Raw genomic sequence first — 16,508 nt, forward strand, 5'->3', positions numbered from 1 at the left:
ATATATCAAAATGTAATTAATGAACATTTAATTTTGTATATGTGTATACTGTTTATCTAGATTTATTTGTCTAAAGCTAAAAGTATTTGAAAAATAATATCATCACTTTTATCGATATACCTGCATTTACATAAGGCTTTGCCGACGAGGGTAGTTTTCAAAGCTGTAATTTATGCGTCTCTACTTTCTATGCTTTGCATGGGAGTGGCTGATTAGGGGCTACTGCTTCCAGTCAGAGACTCAATAAATGCCGGATCGGAAGAACGAGATAATTTTAAGCATTGCCAATTATTATTGGCAATATTTTGCATCTATTTGTGGTTTGCAAAATGATTTTTAATTGTGTTCAAAATCATCGATTTTTTATGAAGCAAAAGTGAGTTTTGAATACAAAAAAAGAAAAGATTGGGATAATATGATGATTAATGCACAAACAGATTGATAGGCAAAAATGCCGAGGATTTATTTATGGCGCAACTAACAGGTTTGACATTTGGCGGAAAGGCTTGGACACCAAAATTTGCTCAGGAAATTGACAAAGATAAATGTATCGGCTGTGGCAGATGCGTTAAAGTGTGCGGATACAATGTGCTAGGTTTGAAGGCACTCAATGAAGAAGGTGAATTTGTAGAAGACGAAGATGATGAAGAAATTGAACGGAAAGTAATGGCAGTTACTTCTCCAGAAAACTGTATTGGTTGTGAAGCGTGTTCACGGATTTGTCCGAAGAATTGCTACACCCATGTTGCAGTAAATAATTAAGGTATTTGAAGTTAGTCAAGATTGTTGTTAATTCAAGGAGGCACTGTTTGTAAAAAGCGAAAATGCGCTAGGCAAGGTAACTTGAGGGGAATACTCAGTATTTACTGTCACTAATAAATAGTTCACAGTAAACAAATCCGTAAATCGTAAAATGTTAGCTATTAACAAAATTAAACTTGCTGCTAATATAGCCTAATCAATATTAGGTCAACAGTGCCCTCTTGGAACAACTAGCTTTTTTGAAAGCAGGGGGCTAACTTTTTCATAGGAGTTAAAATATAATTTGTAATTTTCTGGGGGAAGGATATGGAAAAAATCTGGAATTTTCCCCCTTTTTTTATGGCTGCACGTTAGAAAGTTAATAAGTGAAAAGGAAATGGGGAATGGGGAAAAAACAAGGGAATAGGGTACAGGTTACAGGGAATAGATGAATTCCTATTACCTGTAACCTATAACCTTTCCCCTAAAACCTCAACTCAGAAAATCACACCTTTAAAGACTGTTTACAAAGCAGGTAGCATGTATGCAACAAGTTCCTGTTTCACTATGGACTCTGGTTGCTGGGATAGTAGTTACAGCAATTAGCATTTGGATCGGTCAAAACCACACTCTCATGCCGATGCAGGCATCGCTACAAGCGCCTTTGGTAGACGGTTTTTTCAACGTCATGTTTACCATTGCGATCGCACTCTTCTTGGTGGTAGAAGGAACTATTCTGATTTTTTTGGTGAAGTTTCGTCGCCGTCGCGGTGATGATACCGATGGTTTACCAATAGAAGGTAACGTTCCCTTAGAAATCTTTTGGACAGCAATTCCAACAGTGATTGTCCTATGTTTGGGCATCTACAGTGTAGATGTTTTTAACCAGATGGGCGGTTTTGAGCCTGCTGGTCATCCTCATTCAGCGGCTCATGTTGCTCATAAGTCGGGAACAGCTATTGCAGCTACCTTAAGCGATACTTCCGAAGCAACAACTGCCCCAGCCCCAACAATTGGTATTGGCGCGTCTCCTCAAACTCTAGGGAAACCAGCCGATTTAGTTGTTGATGTCAAAGGCATACAGTATGCCTGGATATTTAATTACCCCGATAGTGGCATTACCTCTGGGGAATTGCACATACCCGTCGGTGCTGATGTCCAACTCAATCTTTCAGCACAAGATGTAATTCATTCATTCTGGGTTCCAAACTTCCGTTTGAAGCAAGATGCACTTCCCGGTATCCCTACCGAACTACGATTTGTCGCCACCAAACCAGGTACATATCCCGTAGTTTGTGCTGAGTTGTGCGGTAGTTATCACGGTTCAATGCGGACAGAGGTAATTGTCCACACACCAGAAGCTTATGAGAACTGGCGGACAGAAAACCAAATTGCTCAACAACAAAATCTCAATCAAGTCGTTGCAGTTAATCCAGCCGACTTATCAACATCAGAGTTTCTCGCACCTCACACCCATGAAATGGGAATCAGTGCAGCAACTCTAGAGTCATTGGTCATTGGTCATTAGTCATTGGTCATTGGTCATTGGTCATTAGTTATTAGTCATTAGTCATTGGTCATTAGTTATTCGTAATGGACAAATGATAACTGACAAATGACAACGGACAAATGACAACGGACAAATGACAAAGGACAAAAAGACAAAAGACAAATGACAAAGGACAAAGGATAAAAATATGACGCAGGTAGAATTTCCACGGAATACTCCACCAGAAGGAAATAAACCGGAAATGGTGGCTGGCCACACCTCTCATCCGAAGGCGTGGAAATGGCAAGATTATTTTACATTTAATGTTGACCACAAGGTTATTGGTATTCAATACCTGGTGACGGCGTTTGTCTTCTATCTCATTGGCGGACTGATGGCGATCGCTCTGCGTGTGGAATTAGCAACACCAGAATCAGACGTACTCGACCCCAATCTGTATAACGCTTTCATGACCAATCACGGGACGATTATGATCTTCCTGTGGATTGTCCCTAGCGCCATTGGGGGATTTGGTAACTATTTAGTGCCGTTGATGGTTGGTGCTAGGGATATGGCTTTCCCGAAGCTAAACGCGATCGCCTTTTGGTTAAACCCACCAGCCGGATTACTCATATTAGGTAGTTTCATTTTTGGCGGTTCGCAATCTGGTTGGACAGCTTATCCACCTTTGAGTTTGGTGACAGCGCCAATCGCTCAAACTATGTGGATACTTGCGATCGTTTTGGTGGGAACTTCTTCAATTTTGGGTTCGTTGAACTTCGTAATCACTATTTTGATGATGAAGGTTCCTAGCATGAAATGGGATCAAGTACCCCTATTCTGCTGGGCAATCTTGGCAACCTCCATTCTAGCGTTGCTTTCCACACCTGTATTAGCAGCCGGTTTAGTTCTGCTGTTGTTTGACCTCAACTTTGGTACTTCCTTCTTTAAACCAGATGCAGGCGGTAACGTTGTAATTTATCAACACTTATTCTGGTTTTATTCTCACCCGGCAGTATATTTAATGATTCTGCCCATCTTCGGCATCATGTCGGAGGTAATTCCAGTTCACTCCCGCAAGCCTATTTTTGGTTATAAAGCGATCGCTTATTCTAGTGTAGCCATTTGCGTTGTGGGTTTGTTCGTTTGGGTACACCACATGTTCACCAGTGGTACACCCGGTTGGATGCGGATGTTTTTCACCATCTCCACTCTTATAGTTGCAGTTCCCACTGGCGTGAAGATTTTTGCCTGGGTTGCTACCCTTTGGGGTGGTAAAATTCGCTTCACCGGTGCGATGCTTTTCGCCATTGGTTTGTTGTCCATGTTTGTCATGGGCGGCTTAAGTGGTGTAACGATGGGAACAGCGCCTTTTGATGTTCACGTCCATGACACATATTATGTTGTCGGACATTTCCATTACGTTCTGTTTGGCGGTTCCGTGTTTGGTATTTACGCAGGTATTTATCACTGGTTCCCCAAAATGACCGGACGGATGTTGAATGAAAGCTTGGGACGGATTCATTTCGCCCTCACCTTCATCGGCACAAATTTGACCTTTTTACCCATGCACGAGTTGGGTTTGAAAGGAATGCCTAGACGGGTGGCAATGTATGACCCCCAATTTATCGACCTCAATCAACTTTGTACCTTTGGTTCAATTGTTTTGGGGATATCGGTAATTCCTTTCGCCATCAACATGATCTACAGTTGGTTGAAAGGGCCTTTGGCTGGTGATAATCCTTGGCAAGCTTTGACTTTAGAATGGACAACTAGCTCACCACCTGCAATTGAAAACTGGGAAGTATTGCCGGTTGTGACTCATGGGCCTTATGACTACGGTCATGGTCATAGTACTGAAGTACAGCCATCTGCAACGCCGGAAGCTAGTGCTTAGTTAGTAGAGTAGCCCTTTCAAGGTGACTAGTAAAATCTCTTTTTTCTCTCAGCGCTCTCTGCGCCTCTGCGGTTAAATAAATTACTTTTAAACCACAGAGGCACAGAGAACACAGAGTAAAGAGATTAAAGATCGCTTCTACAACAGACGCAGCGCATAATATCGTCAAAAAATCTATGACTATAGCTACGACAAGCGAAGATCACAGTGCAGGACACGAAGAACATCCAGATTTAAGAGTTTGGGGGCTGTTGACGTTCCTCGCTTCTGAATCCCTGATGTTTGGGGGATTTTTTGCCACTTATCTATTTTTCCGAGGTATTACACCAGTTTGGCCTCCAGAAGGGAGTGAAGTAGAACTACTTGTACCGACGATTAACACCATTATTCTGGTGTCTAGTAGTTTCGTTATTCACTTTGGTGATACGGCGATTAAGAAGAATAACGTCAAGGGAATGCAACTATGGTACGCAATTACCGCAATCATGGGTACAATTTTCTTGGCTGGTCAGGTTTATGAGTACTCAACATTAGGATACGGACTGACCACCAACGTCTTCGCCAACTGCTTTTATATCATGACAGGATTCCACGGTTTGCACGTTTTTGTAGGACTGTTATTGATATTACGTGCATTGTGGCGATCGCGTCTCCCTGGTGAATATTCTGCAACCAATCATACTTTCATCGAAATGACAGAAATTTACTGGCACTTCGTAGACATTATTTGGATTGTATTATTCACCTTGGTGTACGTTCTCACTTTGTTTTAACTTGGGCGTTGGGCAAAGCAAAGACGCGATAAATCGCCGTCTCTACAATAATCAATATGGCGATTTATCGTGTCTCTTGCCTCATATCCCTGATTTTCCTTATCTCTATTCAGGAGTTAATTATGCAAGTCGATACAAACAAATTCTCCTGGTTCCAAGTTCCAGAAGACATCAAAAACCTATTAATTTTAGCTGCACAAAACTGGGAGAATACATCCGAATCCGAAAAATATATTCAACAAGCTTTAGCACAGACTGGTGAAAATACAGATGTCTTAGTAGCAGCATATAGATTTTTTTATTATAAAAATAATTATTCTCTTGCATTACAAACAACAGTCAAATTATTAGATAAAATTAAAGAACTAGAGAAATTTCCTGATGACTGGGAGCAACTTCAGCCTATATTAGTCAATCGCAAAGAAGATCCACAAATTCGATTGTACTTAAATGCTTATGCTGCTTCTGGATTAGTGCTAGCAAAGTTAGGAGAAATTGAGCAAGCAAAAGAGATCAGCACCAGAGTCAAACAGATAGACGACAAGAATGATTTTGGTTCTGGAATTCTGCTGGATATTTTGACACGTCCACCAGAAGAAGACGATTAATTAGTCAGCAATGAAAAGTCAAGGTGAAAATCATGAACAATTGGTTATCTACTAGATCCTATTCTCTATTAGGAGCAAGTACTGATAGTAACTCTATCATCCCTCCTATTAACATACCTACTAAGCTTCCTGTAAGTAACATTCCTAATGTCTCACCGATCATTGTGATCCAATCTTCTCAGCTATCAATTTAAAAGTTATGAAAGGTAGGGATTGGCTGCTAACAGGGGACGGTCAGCATCAAGCCTGTAAATCTGTAAGATCCTGGGATTTATTGAGAGAAAATTACCGCCTTTATCGGTTTTTAACTGAGGTGGAAGATGTTCTCAATGGCAGTGACAATGAAACCAATTGTCTGCCAGAAATTCGGATGCTTGTAAGGCGCTTGATTGTAAATTCCTACTGGGTACAAAGTCAACATTTAGAGCCTTCACCAAAAACGGGAAACTCTGTTTTACTCCTATATGATGAATTGGGTTTTCCGTTGACTGTGCAAACAGTAACATTTGCACCGGGAACCCGTTCAAACATTCATAATCATGGAACGTGGGGAATCGTAGCGGTGCTAAAAGGCCAGGAAAAAAATACTTTTTGGCGACGCACCAATAGCCCAGAATTTCAGGACAAGATTGAAGCAACGGGAGAGGTAACTCTTTTCCCAGGAGACATTATTAGCTTTACTCCCGATGCAATTCACAGTGTAGAAGCAGTGGGTGATGAACCAACTGTGACTTTTAATATTTATGGCGAAACTGATCCGAATGAGAGGTTTGAGTTTGACTTAGTTAGCCATAAAGCTAGGAATTTTTAATTTCATCGATTCGTAGTTGGCGCTTTAGCGCTAAAGAGTAATTAGGAGATAGTTGCATGGCAAAGGTAATTTTCTATAGCAAACCAGGCTGTAAAGGTGGTGTTAAGCAAAAAGTTTTGCTAACAGCTGCTGGTCATGAGGTGATACCACAGAACCTGCTAAAAGAACCTTGGACAGCTGAACGGTTGCGTTCATTTTTTGGCGATCGCCCCGTAGTCGAATGGTTTAATCTTTCCGCCCCCAAGGTAAAATCTGGTGAGGTGGTTCCTGAAAAAGTGGATGAACAAACCGCTTTGGCGCTGATGCTGAAAGAACCACTGCTAATTCGCCGTCCTTTGTTAGAAGTAGGCGATCGCCGCGAAGTAGGATTTGATGTCCAAAAGATTGATACTTGGATTGGGTTACAAGCTGTGGATGAATCCTTGCAAGAAATCAGCGACAAGCTTTTGAAGCAAGATTTGCAAAACTGTTCCCACGGTAAAGATCATAGCCATCAACACCAAAAGCAAGGCAACTGTAAACATTAGACATAAGAGTAGAGACGTAGCAATGCTACGTCTCTACAAGGGTTATACCCGAATGGCACGCTTGAAAAGCTGAAACCTCCTTGCTGGCAGGGTGTGGGAGGTGTGGGAAGTGTGGGAGGCAATGCAGCATTTGTTGATATGCAGTTATTCAATTTCTCCCCCCACTCCCCACACTTCCCCCACTTCCCCCACTCCCCACACTCCCCACTCTCTTTAACGCACGCCAGCAGTTTCTAATGACAAGTCTTGAAACATGGGGGTGCTGAGATAACGTTCGCCGAAGGAAGGCTGAATCATCACAATTAAACGTCCGGCATTTTCTGGACGTTTACCTACTTGAATAGCAGCACACAAAGCTGCACCAGAGGATATCCCAGATAATAAGCCTTCTTCTTTTGCCAAACGTCGCCCGTAAGCGATCGCTTGTTCATCGCTGACTCTAATTACTTCATCAACCAATTCCAGCCGCAGAACGTCTGGGATAAATCCAGCCCCAATCCCTTGAATCCTGTGTGGCCCGGCTTCACCACCGGAGAGAACAGGGCTGTTGCTAGGTTCAACTGCGATCGCCTTAAAAGTCTTCTTACGACTTTTAATTACCTCTGCAATCCCGGTAATCGTCCCACCAGTACCTACCCCAGCAATGACAATATCTACTTCTCCGTCTGTATCTGTCCAAATTTCTTCGGCGGTAGTTTCCTGGTGAATTTTAGGATTGGCAGGGTTGCGGAACTGTTGCAGCATAAAAGCATCAGGAGTATTAGCCACAATCTCTTCGGCTTTGCGAATCGCTCCCCGCATTCCTTCCGCGCCTGGTGTCAACTCTAAAGACGCGCCATAAGCTCTCAACATAGCGCGTCGTTCTTGGCTCATTGTCTCTGGCATTGTCAAAATTAAACGGTAGCCACGTGCTGCTGCTACCATTGCTAGAGCAATTCCTGTATTACCTGAAGTAGGCTCAACTAAAATAGTCTTTCCAGGCTGAATTGAGCCTGCCGCTTCTGCTGAAAGTACCATACTTAACCCAATGCGGTCTTTCACCGAGGCTGCTGGGTTCATACCTTCTAATTTGACAACTATCCTTGCTACTACTCCCTCAGCTTGAGGAATCTTGTTCAGTTGAACTAAAGGAGTTCGTCCAATCAGTTCTGTTATATCTTGAGCAATTCGCATTATTTAACTCCTAAAATTCTAAATCTTAGTACAGAGTATTTACTTATAACAATAAGCTTTTGTGTATTTAATTTGCAGTTTAGTGCCAATGAGTGCATATACTATCTATTCTAACTAAACCACAAAATCTGAAAGCTTAGGCAGAACTTTTATCAGATGCTCTCATTGATTCTCACTTCAGCAGATGTCTAGCTTGCCATTCTTTTATTTTACCATTTAGAATTGCTGACTATTGTCTCTTGGGCTAAGATAAATTTTTATATTTCTGTATATATGAATAATTTTTATCATCATTCTTTATTTGTTAGGGAAATATAACTGAATTTCAAAACATTTAATGGATTTTCTGAATTTATTAGTTTATCTTTATCAAAAGACATCGATATTTACTTTTGAGTACAGATTTTGTCTACTAAAACTTGCATTAAAAACAGTTCTAAAGCTTTGCCTACATTGCTTTTAGATTGAGTACAAAAACACCAGAACCCCACTTCAAAAACACTAGCACCCCATCTCAAAAACACTAGCACCCATACCCCAATATTTTTTTATAATACTTATCTGATGGGGATTACAGCCTTTGAGTACTATTCTAATGAATTTAATAATCTTAACAGGGCTGGGGTAAACTGTTTTGTGGAGAGCGACTGATATAAATCGTATAGGATTTACGCAGAGATTCCCCTCTACCCCCCAACATTCCTGAGCGAAAGCTGAGTGAACTAGGGGGGACTTCTTAATCTCCCTTTTGAGAGCAAGATGAAACCACATTCAAGAATCTAAGCGTGTTCTTTCTGATTGAATAATCCTACGTTTTGCAAAAATGTTAGTAGCTTTTCAGTGGTTAGTAGTCAGTAATAATTAGAAAAACAACTGATAGCTAACAATTGTGAAAATTACCGTTTACACATATTTTAATATCAAAACTGTTTCAGATAAACAGCAAATGATATTTTCTTACTGGGTGCATACTACCTAGCAAGGGAGAGCCAAGATGAAAGCCAAACTTTTAAATGTTCTTACAGTTTGCGTAGTTATTTTAGCAGTGCTTTCTCCAGAACTAGTAGTATTTGGCATTGTTTGGGAGCGACATCTGGATTTAGTAAAAGCCCAGAATTTAGCCTACGAAGTTAACAAGACTACTAAAAATGCTCCCGACTTGGCTCCCCAGACAGAGGTTACACATTCCCCTCAGACTAGCATTCAATCCTCTGACCGTAATGTGATTAATCAAATGCTGACTGTTGCTGAACAATATAAATTTGCCGCTATCTTGCAATGGTTCTTCTTGTTAACCCCTATTTGCGTTGGGTTAGGAATTCTCTTTTACGACAGATATCTTGTACATCGTGCGGCTGTTTTAAAAGAACAAGTTGAAATGTTGGAAAGACTGTGGCAACAAAGTATCGAACAGTGACCAATTCCCAATTAACTCACTAAAATCAACCAAAACAAAACACCATGTCAGAACAACGCCAGCAACTATATTTTAATCTGATTGATGAATTGCTCAAATGCCCTAATGGTCAAGAACCAGAAATTTTAGAATCTAAACCAGAATTAATTGACTCTGGTTTCGTAGAAACAATGTTACAAGTAGCAACAATGTTTGCCCATGAAGGCAATCAAGATGGTGCCAAGTTTTTATTTTTTGTGGCGCGTGAGCTAGCTAAAGAATTGGGTTTATACCCAGAAGTTCCCAATACCGAAGTTGAAAGTACTGAAGTCGCCAATAAGGAGTAAGAATGCTGTTGACTTCAACAGATGCAGGACAAATTGCTTTAGAACTGCTCATGGCAGATTGGAACATTTCAGAAGAGAATCGGGAGTGGTTCACAATCTTTAACTCTCGTCTGATTGGCGAGAGTTGGTACACTGTGGAATTAGGTGTAGAAGGATTTCCTGATAGATGGTTTATTCAAGTATATGACACTGGAGCTTGCGATCCAAACTATACATTTATATCACCAATCCGTGGTTCTGAAGGATTCACCGATTTTGTAAATGTGCCAGATATCATAGCCGAGGTCTTAGTTTGTGAACGCAATGCTCGATAATAATTAAAAATTCAACATTTAGAATTCAATATTGAAATGTGCTAATTAAATACATTTTATTTGAATTCATGATTTTTGATATCAGAGTATTTGGGAGCATCTATCATTGGCAAGTATACCTGTCGTTGACATACTCCCCGGCGTGTTCGCACGGTGATTCTGGAGTAATGAGTAATAAGTAATGAGTAATGAGTAAATACCCATTTTTCATCCACTCATTACTTATTACTTTAAAGCATTGCGTGAAGCACGGGGTTTCAGACTCATATTTTTGATGAGAAATCGCGGTTAATCTTGCACGCTGACTAAAAAACTAATCCACAGAGGTGGGTTTTGTATTGATAACCGCGATCTAGGTATTCAAATCAATACTTTGATATTTCATTCAATATAAAGATGCTTTACGCAAATCGGAGGTGATACCAAATAAGGTACACCTCTTTTTTTATGTAATATTTAATATTTTATTTAAGCCTAATAATGTATTTTGTCATATTTAATTGATAAAATTATGTTATATTAAATAGCGTGATGGACGCTACAGAAATATCAGTTCCAATGATTGCTGAAGATATCTTAGCCAAAGAATTCACAAGAGTCCTCAACCACTACTACCCAAAAGTTGGGGAATTACTAGATGGGTGTTATGTGAAAGTCATCACCTGTTTTTGGGGACGCCCTGCTCGACGGTTGCAATATATAGGAATTTATTGCTCTGACGAAATGATTTCCTGTGTGCAAGCCCACAAAGAAATTCTTAGAGAAGTTGCAGACAATATGGGTCTAGTCCAAGTAGTCTGCATGAATGCCAAACGATTATTGCGCGATCCGATGTCGAAGGTCAAACATAACAACCCACGGCTATGGTTGGAGTTGCAGTGGGTTGCAAATTAGTCTTTGATCGCATTAATGGAGAGGAGTAAAGGTGTTTGCAGTGAAAACTTTAGTCCTCAAATATTGAAGCACTAAAGTGCTTACTACGAACATATTGACCACTAGAATAGCCAGCACAAAGTATCAAAGCAAGTAATGAAAACTGGAATTTTCTGCAATTACGATAATCATCACCAAGATGCTCGTCGTGCCATTTCTGAGCAAGTCGCGCTGATAAAACAGGCAGAAAGTTTAGGTTTTGAGTCAGCCTGGGTGAGTGAGCATCATTTTAGTGAATCCAATCTCAGCCCGTCTATGTTGCTGTTAATGGCACACTTGGCGGGATTGACTTCAACTATCCAATTGGGCACTGCGGCGGTGTTACTGCCATTCCATAACCCCATTCGGGTAGCGGAGGATATCGCCACTCTGGATAACCTGTGCAATGGACGATTATTATTTGGAGTTGCTAAAGGTGGCCCCTTTCCCCAACAAAATAAACATTTTGCGACACTCCCAAGTGAAGCCCGTCCCAAAATGCTAGAAGCGATCGCACTGATTCACAAGCTGTTATATGAAACTGATGTATCATTTAATGGCAAGTATTATCAATGCGATCGCTTAACAATTTACCCAAAACCGTTGCAGAGTCAAGTACCAGTGTATATTGCCACTGGCGGCGATGATGGTATCGAATTTGCTGCTAAACATTCCTTCAGCTTGATGGGTGGGCCGCCATTCTCCCTACACAGATTGAAGGATACTGTTGCTAAATATCGAGCCTTAAACTCTAGTGGTGCAGAAAACTTCGTGCTGGCACGCTTTTTTTATGTTGGTAAAACATTTGATGAAGCAGTGAGTGAGGCATTGCCTTTCATCCGCCAATTTAGCCAGAAAATGAAAGCTAATACGGCTCAAGTATTGCAGAATAGTGCAAACCCCAACCAAAAACCATTTGATCGGACAAACATTTGTTTCGACGAAGATTATTTGATTGAGAACTCAATTATCGGTGATGTGGAGACTTGTCGAGACAAAATCAAGAAATTTCAAGACGAATTAAATTTAGCTACCCTAGCCCTCAAACCCTCGTCTACGGATTTGCAAAAAAACCTGGAGAGTTTGACGCGCTACAACCAAGAGGTGCGAAATTATGTCTTCTAAACTATACTTGCTTCCTCCCGATGATTTACCTCCATCTGAGGTAACAAAAGAGGATGGAATGCTGCAAATGGAGCTAGAACAGTCTACTGGTAGATGCTTTTATCTAGCTTGCGATCGCATTACGCGAGTCCTATTATCTAATTGTCAGTGGTATATCACAACAAATGCTAGTATCCTAACATTAATTGTTGACTGCCCTGACTTAGTATCTTACTGGCATATAGTTAGCAATATTGCTCAGTTGGGTAATAGGTTAGAGCGATTTGCTAGCAATGGCAAAATCCGCGTTTATCCACCATTTGGAAAAGGGATGCCGTTTGAAATCAGCGTAAATGAAATATCAGCTTATCGAGATTGGCTTTGAGCCTGGATTTCTCACTTGTGAGAAATCAAGAAGTGTGGGAGGATGGGGAAGAAATCTGACCCCGCACACTCCCCACACTCCTCTGCCTACAGTATCGTGAGAAATCCGGGTGAGGTAAATAGAAACTGGGAATCACACAAAATATAGCTGTCTTACACCCTGTACTCCTAAAGTGCAGGGTGTTGCAATTTTTATCAGAGCTGCTTTCAAAATAGCACTTTTACAGAATAGAATTCACACCCAGACGCTCACGAATTTCGCTGACTTGTACATCCCAAAGTTGATCCCATTTTTGCGCGATCAACTTGCCTGGAGTATGAGAACCCACCCTGTAGCCGCGAGATATTTCTGTCATCAAATCTTTAAAATTATTAGGTTGATAAAGGCTAATCATCACCATGCCAAAACTCAAAAGCATGACGCTGATGGGAATTGGAGTCTGAGCTAAGAAAAAAGCTTGTAGACCAATTTCACCAATTCCATTTGTGTCAAATCCAGCGACTACATGATATATGTCATGGGTGGATCTCCAAAGCATTTTGAGATAGGAAATATCATCAACGACAGGAACTTTTTTGTAAAAATAGGGATCGAATCCTCTAGCTTTCATTTCTCTAGCATAAACATGACCTAAAGTTCCCTCTGGGAGTTTACCTAAATCATCTAAATTGAAAGGGGCCGGTAGCCAGCGTTCTGAAAACAAGGCATTGACTTCAGGGATTTTTTTTAATTCATCAACAGCTAACTGTGCCATTTGTGTTTGGTCGAGTGCATCCTCGAAGTCAAATACTCTATCAGTATTACCATCTCCAAATTTTAGGGAACTAGATGCCAGGAATTGAATGTAAGCAAGGAGTCCTTTATCGTTGTTGTAAGTAATTACATTCTCCATAGTAATTCTCTGCTTTGAGATATAATTTTGCTAATTGAAATCTGAGTCTTCAATATTGGAATATATTTATCCAGGTTTTCATGAATCTTCAGAGGTATTTAGCGAAACTTTTTGCTATTAATATATCTAACTAAAAAATTGACTTTGACAAATATTTTTAGATTTCACTAAACAGTATTAGATTAAAAACAGTTAATAAAAATTAGAACATAGAGATTTAGTAATTTCAGGGGCAAAGCTTCTAGTAAAAGGTTATAAATTTAAACCAGATTTTTTATCTCAAAGCTTTGCCCAAAAGCTAATGTTTGCTTACGCTAAAATCACCATTCCCGAAGGAGGTAAATCAATTCGCACAGTTGCGCGACGGTCATTATGATGTTGTACGGCTACAGTTTGGTCGCGGGGTGGGTGACGTAAATATGAATCGCTCCAATCGCTTTTGTATAAAAAAGTCATGGTCGAGTCTTGGGGATGTATATAAGTATCTACTGTGACTTCTGCACCGCGATTTTCTAAGCCGTTGGTATTTAGTACCATCAGCACTTCTGTGTCAAATAAAGTCTGTGACCAAGCAACTAATTCGCCTTGTCCTGGAATCGAGAAAGGGGAATTACAAAAAGATGTTTCGCGTAGGTAGTGATGTCCACGGCGCAATGCTTTACCAATTTTATCGTGACTGTTGCGAATCCGCGCGATCGCAGCTATCCGCAAATAGGTAGGATGGTCGATATCGAAAAAATGACAGTCTGCTGTTTGAAATGCGCCAAAAGCACCGCCAAACATTGCTTCTTTGATATATCTATCTTCCGCAAACCTTCCGCCTTCTATGCTGTAATCGTGATAACCTTCATTCCCATCAAAAGCCTGCTCTGTTCCATAATAAATAGCAGGAATTCCTGGCATCGTTAATTGCACACCAACAGCATGAGCAACTTGCTCATAGAGATTAGGCACATTACTGTATGCGGCAAATCGCTGCTTATTAGTCCGGGATGACATCTCATAGTCATCCAAGATGGAGACATGATATATCCCAATTTGGCGGTATTCTCCAGCGAGATTGTTTTCGCTATACAAATCGAAAAATTGTTTGGGGTTTACTAACCCTTTTGCGAATGCAGCCAATTCATTAGGGGTCTGTGCGATGTCTAATACAGCACTAAGGTTGCGAGCAATAATGTCTATGTAAGCACCAGCCATACTACCGGAGGTTATTTCCCCAGTCAGTAAAAAGTTGTCTTTACCGATAGATTCGGCGTATTCACGGACAGCTGTGCAGAATTTGCGGGAATCTTCTGGAGAAACGTGCTTAAGGCTATCTATCCGCAAGCCATCGCAGTCAGAAAGAGCAATCCAATATTGATAAACTCTAGCTAAAGCTGCAATTACATCATTTCTGTTAAACCAGTTATCAGCACTCTGGCTGTAAATTACATCTAGGATGACATACATCCTGCGATCGTGGGCAGCATCAATTAAATCTCTTAAATCTTGGCGGGTGCCAAAGTGCGGGTCAATATCTAAAAATTCTTGAATGCGATCGCTATGGTAAGCTTCTAACTCAGAACGTTGCCGCCAAGGTGGATTAATCCACAGCGTTGTTATTCCCAATCGTTGCAAATAGTCTAATTTACTCTTAATTCCTTTAAGATTACCACCAACAAATTTTGTCCCTGCTGCCATCCAGTTGGCTTTATCCTTAACCTGGAATTTTGCAAGATTGGTGTGGTCAAAAAGCTCTCTTTGATTTTCATTATCGTCACTGAATCTATCTAATACCAATTGGTACAAAAACTGGTCGCGCCAACTGATAGGACTCGGATAAACTCTCCCTCGTGGTTTTAGGTCTGTTTCGGAGAGTTGCTGGGGTGTCAATTCTTCAACTTTAGCCATGAGGATTTACACACAGATAGGAAAATGGAAGTATGCATTTTAGATGTTAGAAAACATACTTTAAATTTTCATTAACCTGCGGGGGGATTTTGTAAATTAGCGACTTTATTTTTCGATGATAGATTTTAGTTTAAACGTAGATGTGCTTCTCTACGAGACGCTACGCGAACGCCTGATCGCAAAAAAAGTGTGGAGGAACACAAAAAATACGGAGAGATAATAAATAGAGTTTTCACAAATAGTTTAGAGGATGTTTTAAAAGTCATGATTGATGTATCAAATATTTTTACCCCACCCTAACCCTCCCCTTATAAACTACGGTGTACACACAAGTCTTGAAATCCCACCTAAAACTTGGTTTCGTTGCCCTAACCTTAAAATTAGCGGGATAAATGGAGTTTCTAGTTGCCCAAAATTTGGGTATTTACGGGGCTAAAAGGGTTGAAACCTTTGCGGACTATACTTGTGTGTACACGGTAGCTTTCGTGCGCCAAGGATATGGATAGTTACTATATAGTCTTACAGACATTTCGGCATTTTTTTCACTAATTTGCTCACCGAGTTCGATCGCAAAAGTTGAGGGTAGGGGGATTGCGCCTTTGGTATTGAGGTAAGCGTGGGTGACGGTAATTCCAGGTATAACTTTAGCTCGCTCTGCGGCGGCGGCGCTGTATAGGTCAAAAGCTTGAGTTAATGATTGAATGTTCAAGGCAGCATTTTGCACTGCTTGGGCTTCAATCAAGCTCGATGAAAGCGCAGACATATTAGAAATTGCGATCGCGATCGCTGCACATAACATCAGCGTGAGTACGAGAGTAATTCTCTGTAACAGTAAACGTAAAAGCGATTGCCAAATTCGATTAATTAATAACTGAATCATTCGAAAAACTGTTTTTTACTAGTTAAAATTTTTGCAGAATTTAGAGAATATTAAAATAATTCGTAATTTTTAATCCGTAATTAAGTTTTGCAACAGTGAGAAAAACAATATTTACAAAACTTGCTGATGACAAACCCAGGAGCTTAAACCACCAGAATTTGTTAATGTCTTGCTTTATCGAACAGAATTCAGGAGTCAGGATTCAGAATAAATTTTGTATGACACAACGATCGGCTTAGTGCATCGCTGACGGATGAATAATCAGCATTTTTGCACCTCCACGAAACAAGAAAATTTGTTGGTGCAACAATTCAGTTGTGGGTCTGAATCTCTTACTGATAGGGTAGCGATAGCATAGCATTAACG

The 16,508-nt window shown here is 40.5% G+C and carries 17 protein-coding genes; 13 read left to right on the top strand and 4 right to left on the bottom strand.

Going from position 1 to position 16,508, the window contains the following annotated elements; all coding sequences use genetic code 11:
- Positions 1–468: 468 nt before the first annotated feature.
- From fdxB to FD724_RS04810, 7 genes are all read left to right on the top strand, one after another.
- Positions 469–762: a ferredoxin III, nif-specific gene (gene fdxB / locus FD724_RS04780; RefSeq protein WP_012407144.1), complete on the top strand. Its 294-nt coding sequence runs from the start codon at positions 469–471 to the stop codon at positions 760–762.
- A 523-nt stretch (positions 763–1,285) separates the two neighbouring features.
- The gene (locus tag FD724_RS04785) at positions 1,286–2,269 is read left to right on the top strand and encodes a cytochrome c oxidase subunit II (protein WP_179071765.1); all 984 of its coding nucleotides are present in this window, start codon (positions 1,286–1,288) and stop codon (positions 2,267–2,269) included.
- Positions 2,270–2,438: 169 nt separating this feature from the next.
- Positions 2,439–4,127 carry a cytochrome c oxidase subunit I gene (gene ctaD / locus FD724_RS04790; protein WP_179071766.1) on the top strand — a complete coding sequence of 563 codons (1,689 nt, stop codon included), beginning with the start codon at positions 2,439–2,441 and terminating at the stop codon, positions 4,125–4,127.
- 176 nt (positions 4,128–4,303) lie between these two features.
- Positions 4,304–4,900, top strand: coding sequence for a heme-copper oxidase subunit III (locus tag FD724_RS04795; RefSeq protein WP_179071767.1), 597 nt, complete (start codon positions 4,304–4,306; stop codon positions 4,898–4,900).
- Between the two features lie 122 nt (positions 4,901–5,022).
- On the top strand, positions 5,023–5,508 hold the full coding sequence (locus FD724_RS04800) for a hypothetical protein (RefSeq protein WP_179071768.1): 486 nt from the start codon (positions 5,023–5,025) through the stop codon (positions 5,506–5,508).
- Between the two features lie 199 nt (positions 5,509–5,707).
- Complete coding sequence (locus FD724_RS04805; protein WP_179071769.1) at positions 5,708–6,319, top strand: cupin; 612 nt, start codon at positions 5,708–5,710, stop codon at positions 6,317–6,319.
- 56 nt (positions 6,320–6,375) lie between these two features.
- Positions 6,376–6,846 (top strand): ArsC/Spx/MgsR family protein, encoded by a 471-nt coding sequence (locus FD724_RS04810; protein ID WP_114083616.1) that lies wholly within the window; start codon positions 6,376–6,378, stop codon positions 6,844–6,846.
- A gap of 213 nt (positions 6,847–7,059) precedes the next feature.
- On the opposite strand, the gene cysK is transcribed toward FD724_RS04810, so the two are convergent.
- On the bottom strand, positions 7,060–8,019 hold the full coding sequence (gene cysK, locus FD724_RS04815; protein ID WP_114083617.1) for a cysteine synthase A: 960 nt from the start codon (positions 8,017–8,019) through the stop codon (positions 7,060–7,062).
- A 994-nt stretch (positions 8,020–9,013) separates the two neighbouring features.
- Between cysK and FD724_RS04820 the strand changes: the two genes are divergently transcribed.
- From FD724_RS04820 to FD724_RS04845, 6 genes are all read left to right on the top strand, one after another.
- A complete protein-coding gene (locus FD724_RS04820; RefSeq protein WP_114083619.1) occupies positions 9,014–9,436 on the top strand; it encodes a hypothetical protein in 423 nt (140 codons plus the stop codon).
- A gap of 44 nt (positions 9,437–9,480) precedes the next feature.
- A complete protein-coding gene (locus FD724_RS04825; RefSeq protein WP_114083620.1) occupies positions 9,481–9,762 on the top strand; it encodes a hypothetical protein in 282 nt (93 codons plus the stop codon).
- 2 nt (positions 9,763–9,764) lie between these two features.
- Complete coding sequence (locus FD724_RS04830; protein WP_012407155.1) at positions 9,765–10,076, top strand: hypothetical protein; 312 nt, start codon at positions 9,765–9,767, stop codon at positions 10,074–10,076.
- 531 nt (positions 10,077–10,607) lie between these two features.
- Complete coding sequence (locus FD724_RS04835; RefSeq protein ID WP_167755972.1) at positions 10,608–10,970, top strand: hypothetical protein; 363 nt, start codon at positions 10,608–10,610, stop codon at positions 10,968–10,970.
- A 135-nt stretch (positions 10,971–11,105) separates the two neighbouring features.
- Positions 11,106–12,113, top strand: coding sequence for an LLM class flavin-dependent oxidoreductase (locus tag FD724_RS04840; protein ID WP_179071770.1), 1,008 nt, complete (start codon positions 11,106–11,108; stop codon positions 12,111–12,113).
- Complete coding sequence (locus tag FD724_RS04845; RefSeq protein WP_114083622.1) at positions 12,103–12,477, top strand: hypothetical protein; 375 nt, start codon at positions 12,103–12,105, stop codon at positions 12,475–12,477. Before FD724_RS04840 ends, FD724_RS04845 begins: the two co-directional genes overlap by 11 nt.
- 220 nt (positions 12,478–12,697) lie before the next feature.
- On the opposite strand, the gene FD724_RS04850 is transcribed toward FD724_RS04845, so the two are convergent.
- The 3 genes from FD724_RS04850 to FD724_RS04860 form a co-directional block, all read right to left on the bottom strand.
- Complete coding sequence (locus tag FD724_RS04850; RefSeq protein WP_114083623.1) at positions 12,698–13,369, bottom strand: Coq4 family protein; 672 nt, start codon at positions 13,367–13,369, stop codon at positions 12,698–12,700.
- A 309-nt stretch (positions 13,370–13,678) separates the two neighbouring features.
- Entirely contained in the window at positions 13,679–15,262 is a 1,584-nt protein-coding gene (locus FD724_RS04855; RefSeq protein WP_179071771.1) for an alpha-amylase family glycosyl hydrolase, read from the bottom strand.
- 457 nt (positions 15,263–15,719) lie between these two features.
- Positions 15,720–16,142 carry a hypothetical protein gene (locus FD724_RS04860; RefSeq protein WP_179071772.1) on the bottom strand — a complete coding sequence of 141 codons (423 nt, stop codon included), beginning with the start codon at positions 16,140–16,142 and terminating at the stop codon, positions 15,720–15,722.
- Between the last annotated feature and the right edge of the window lie 366 nt (positions 16,143–16,508).

Origin of the sequence: Nostoc sp. C057 (genome assembly GCF_013393925.1) — a bacterium.
Taxonomy (GTDB): domain Bacteria; phylum Cyanobacteriota; class Cyanobacteriia; order Cyanobacteriales; family Nostocaceae; genus Nostoc; species Nostoc muscorum_A.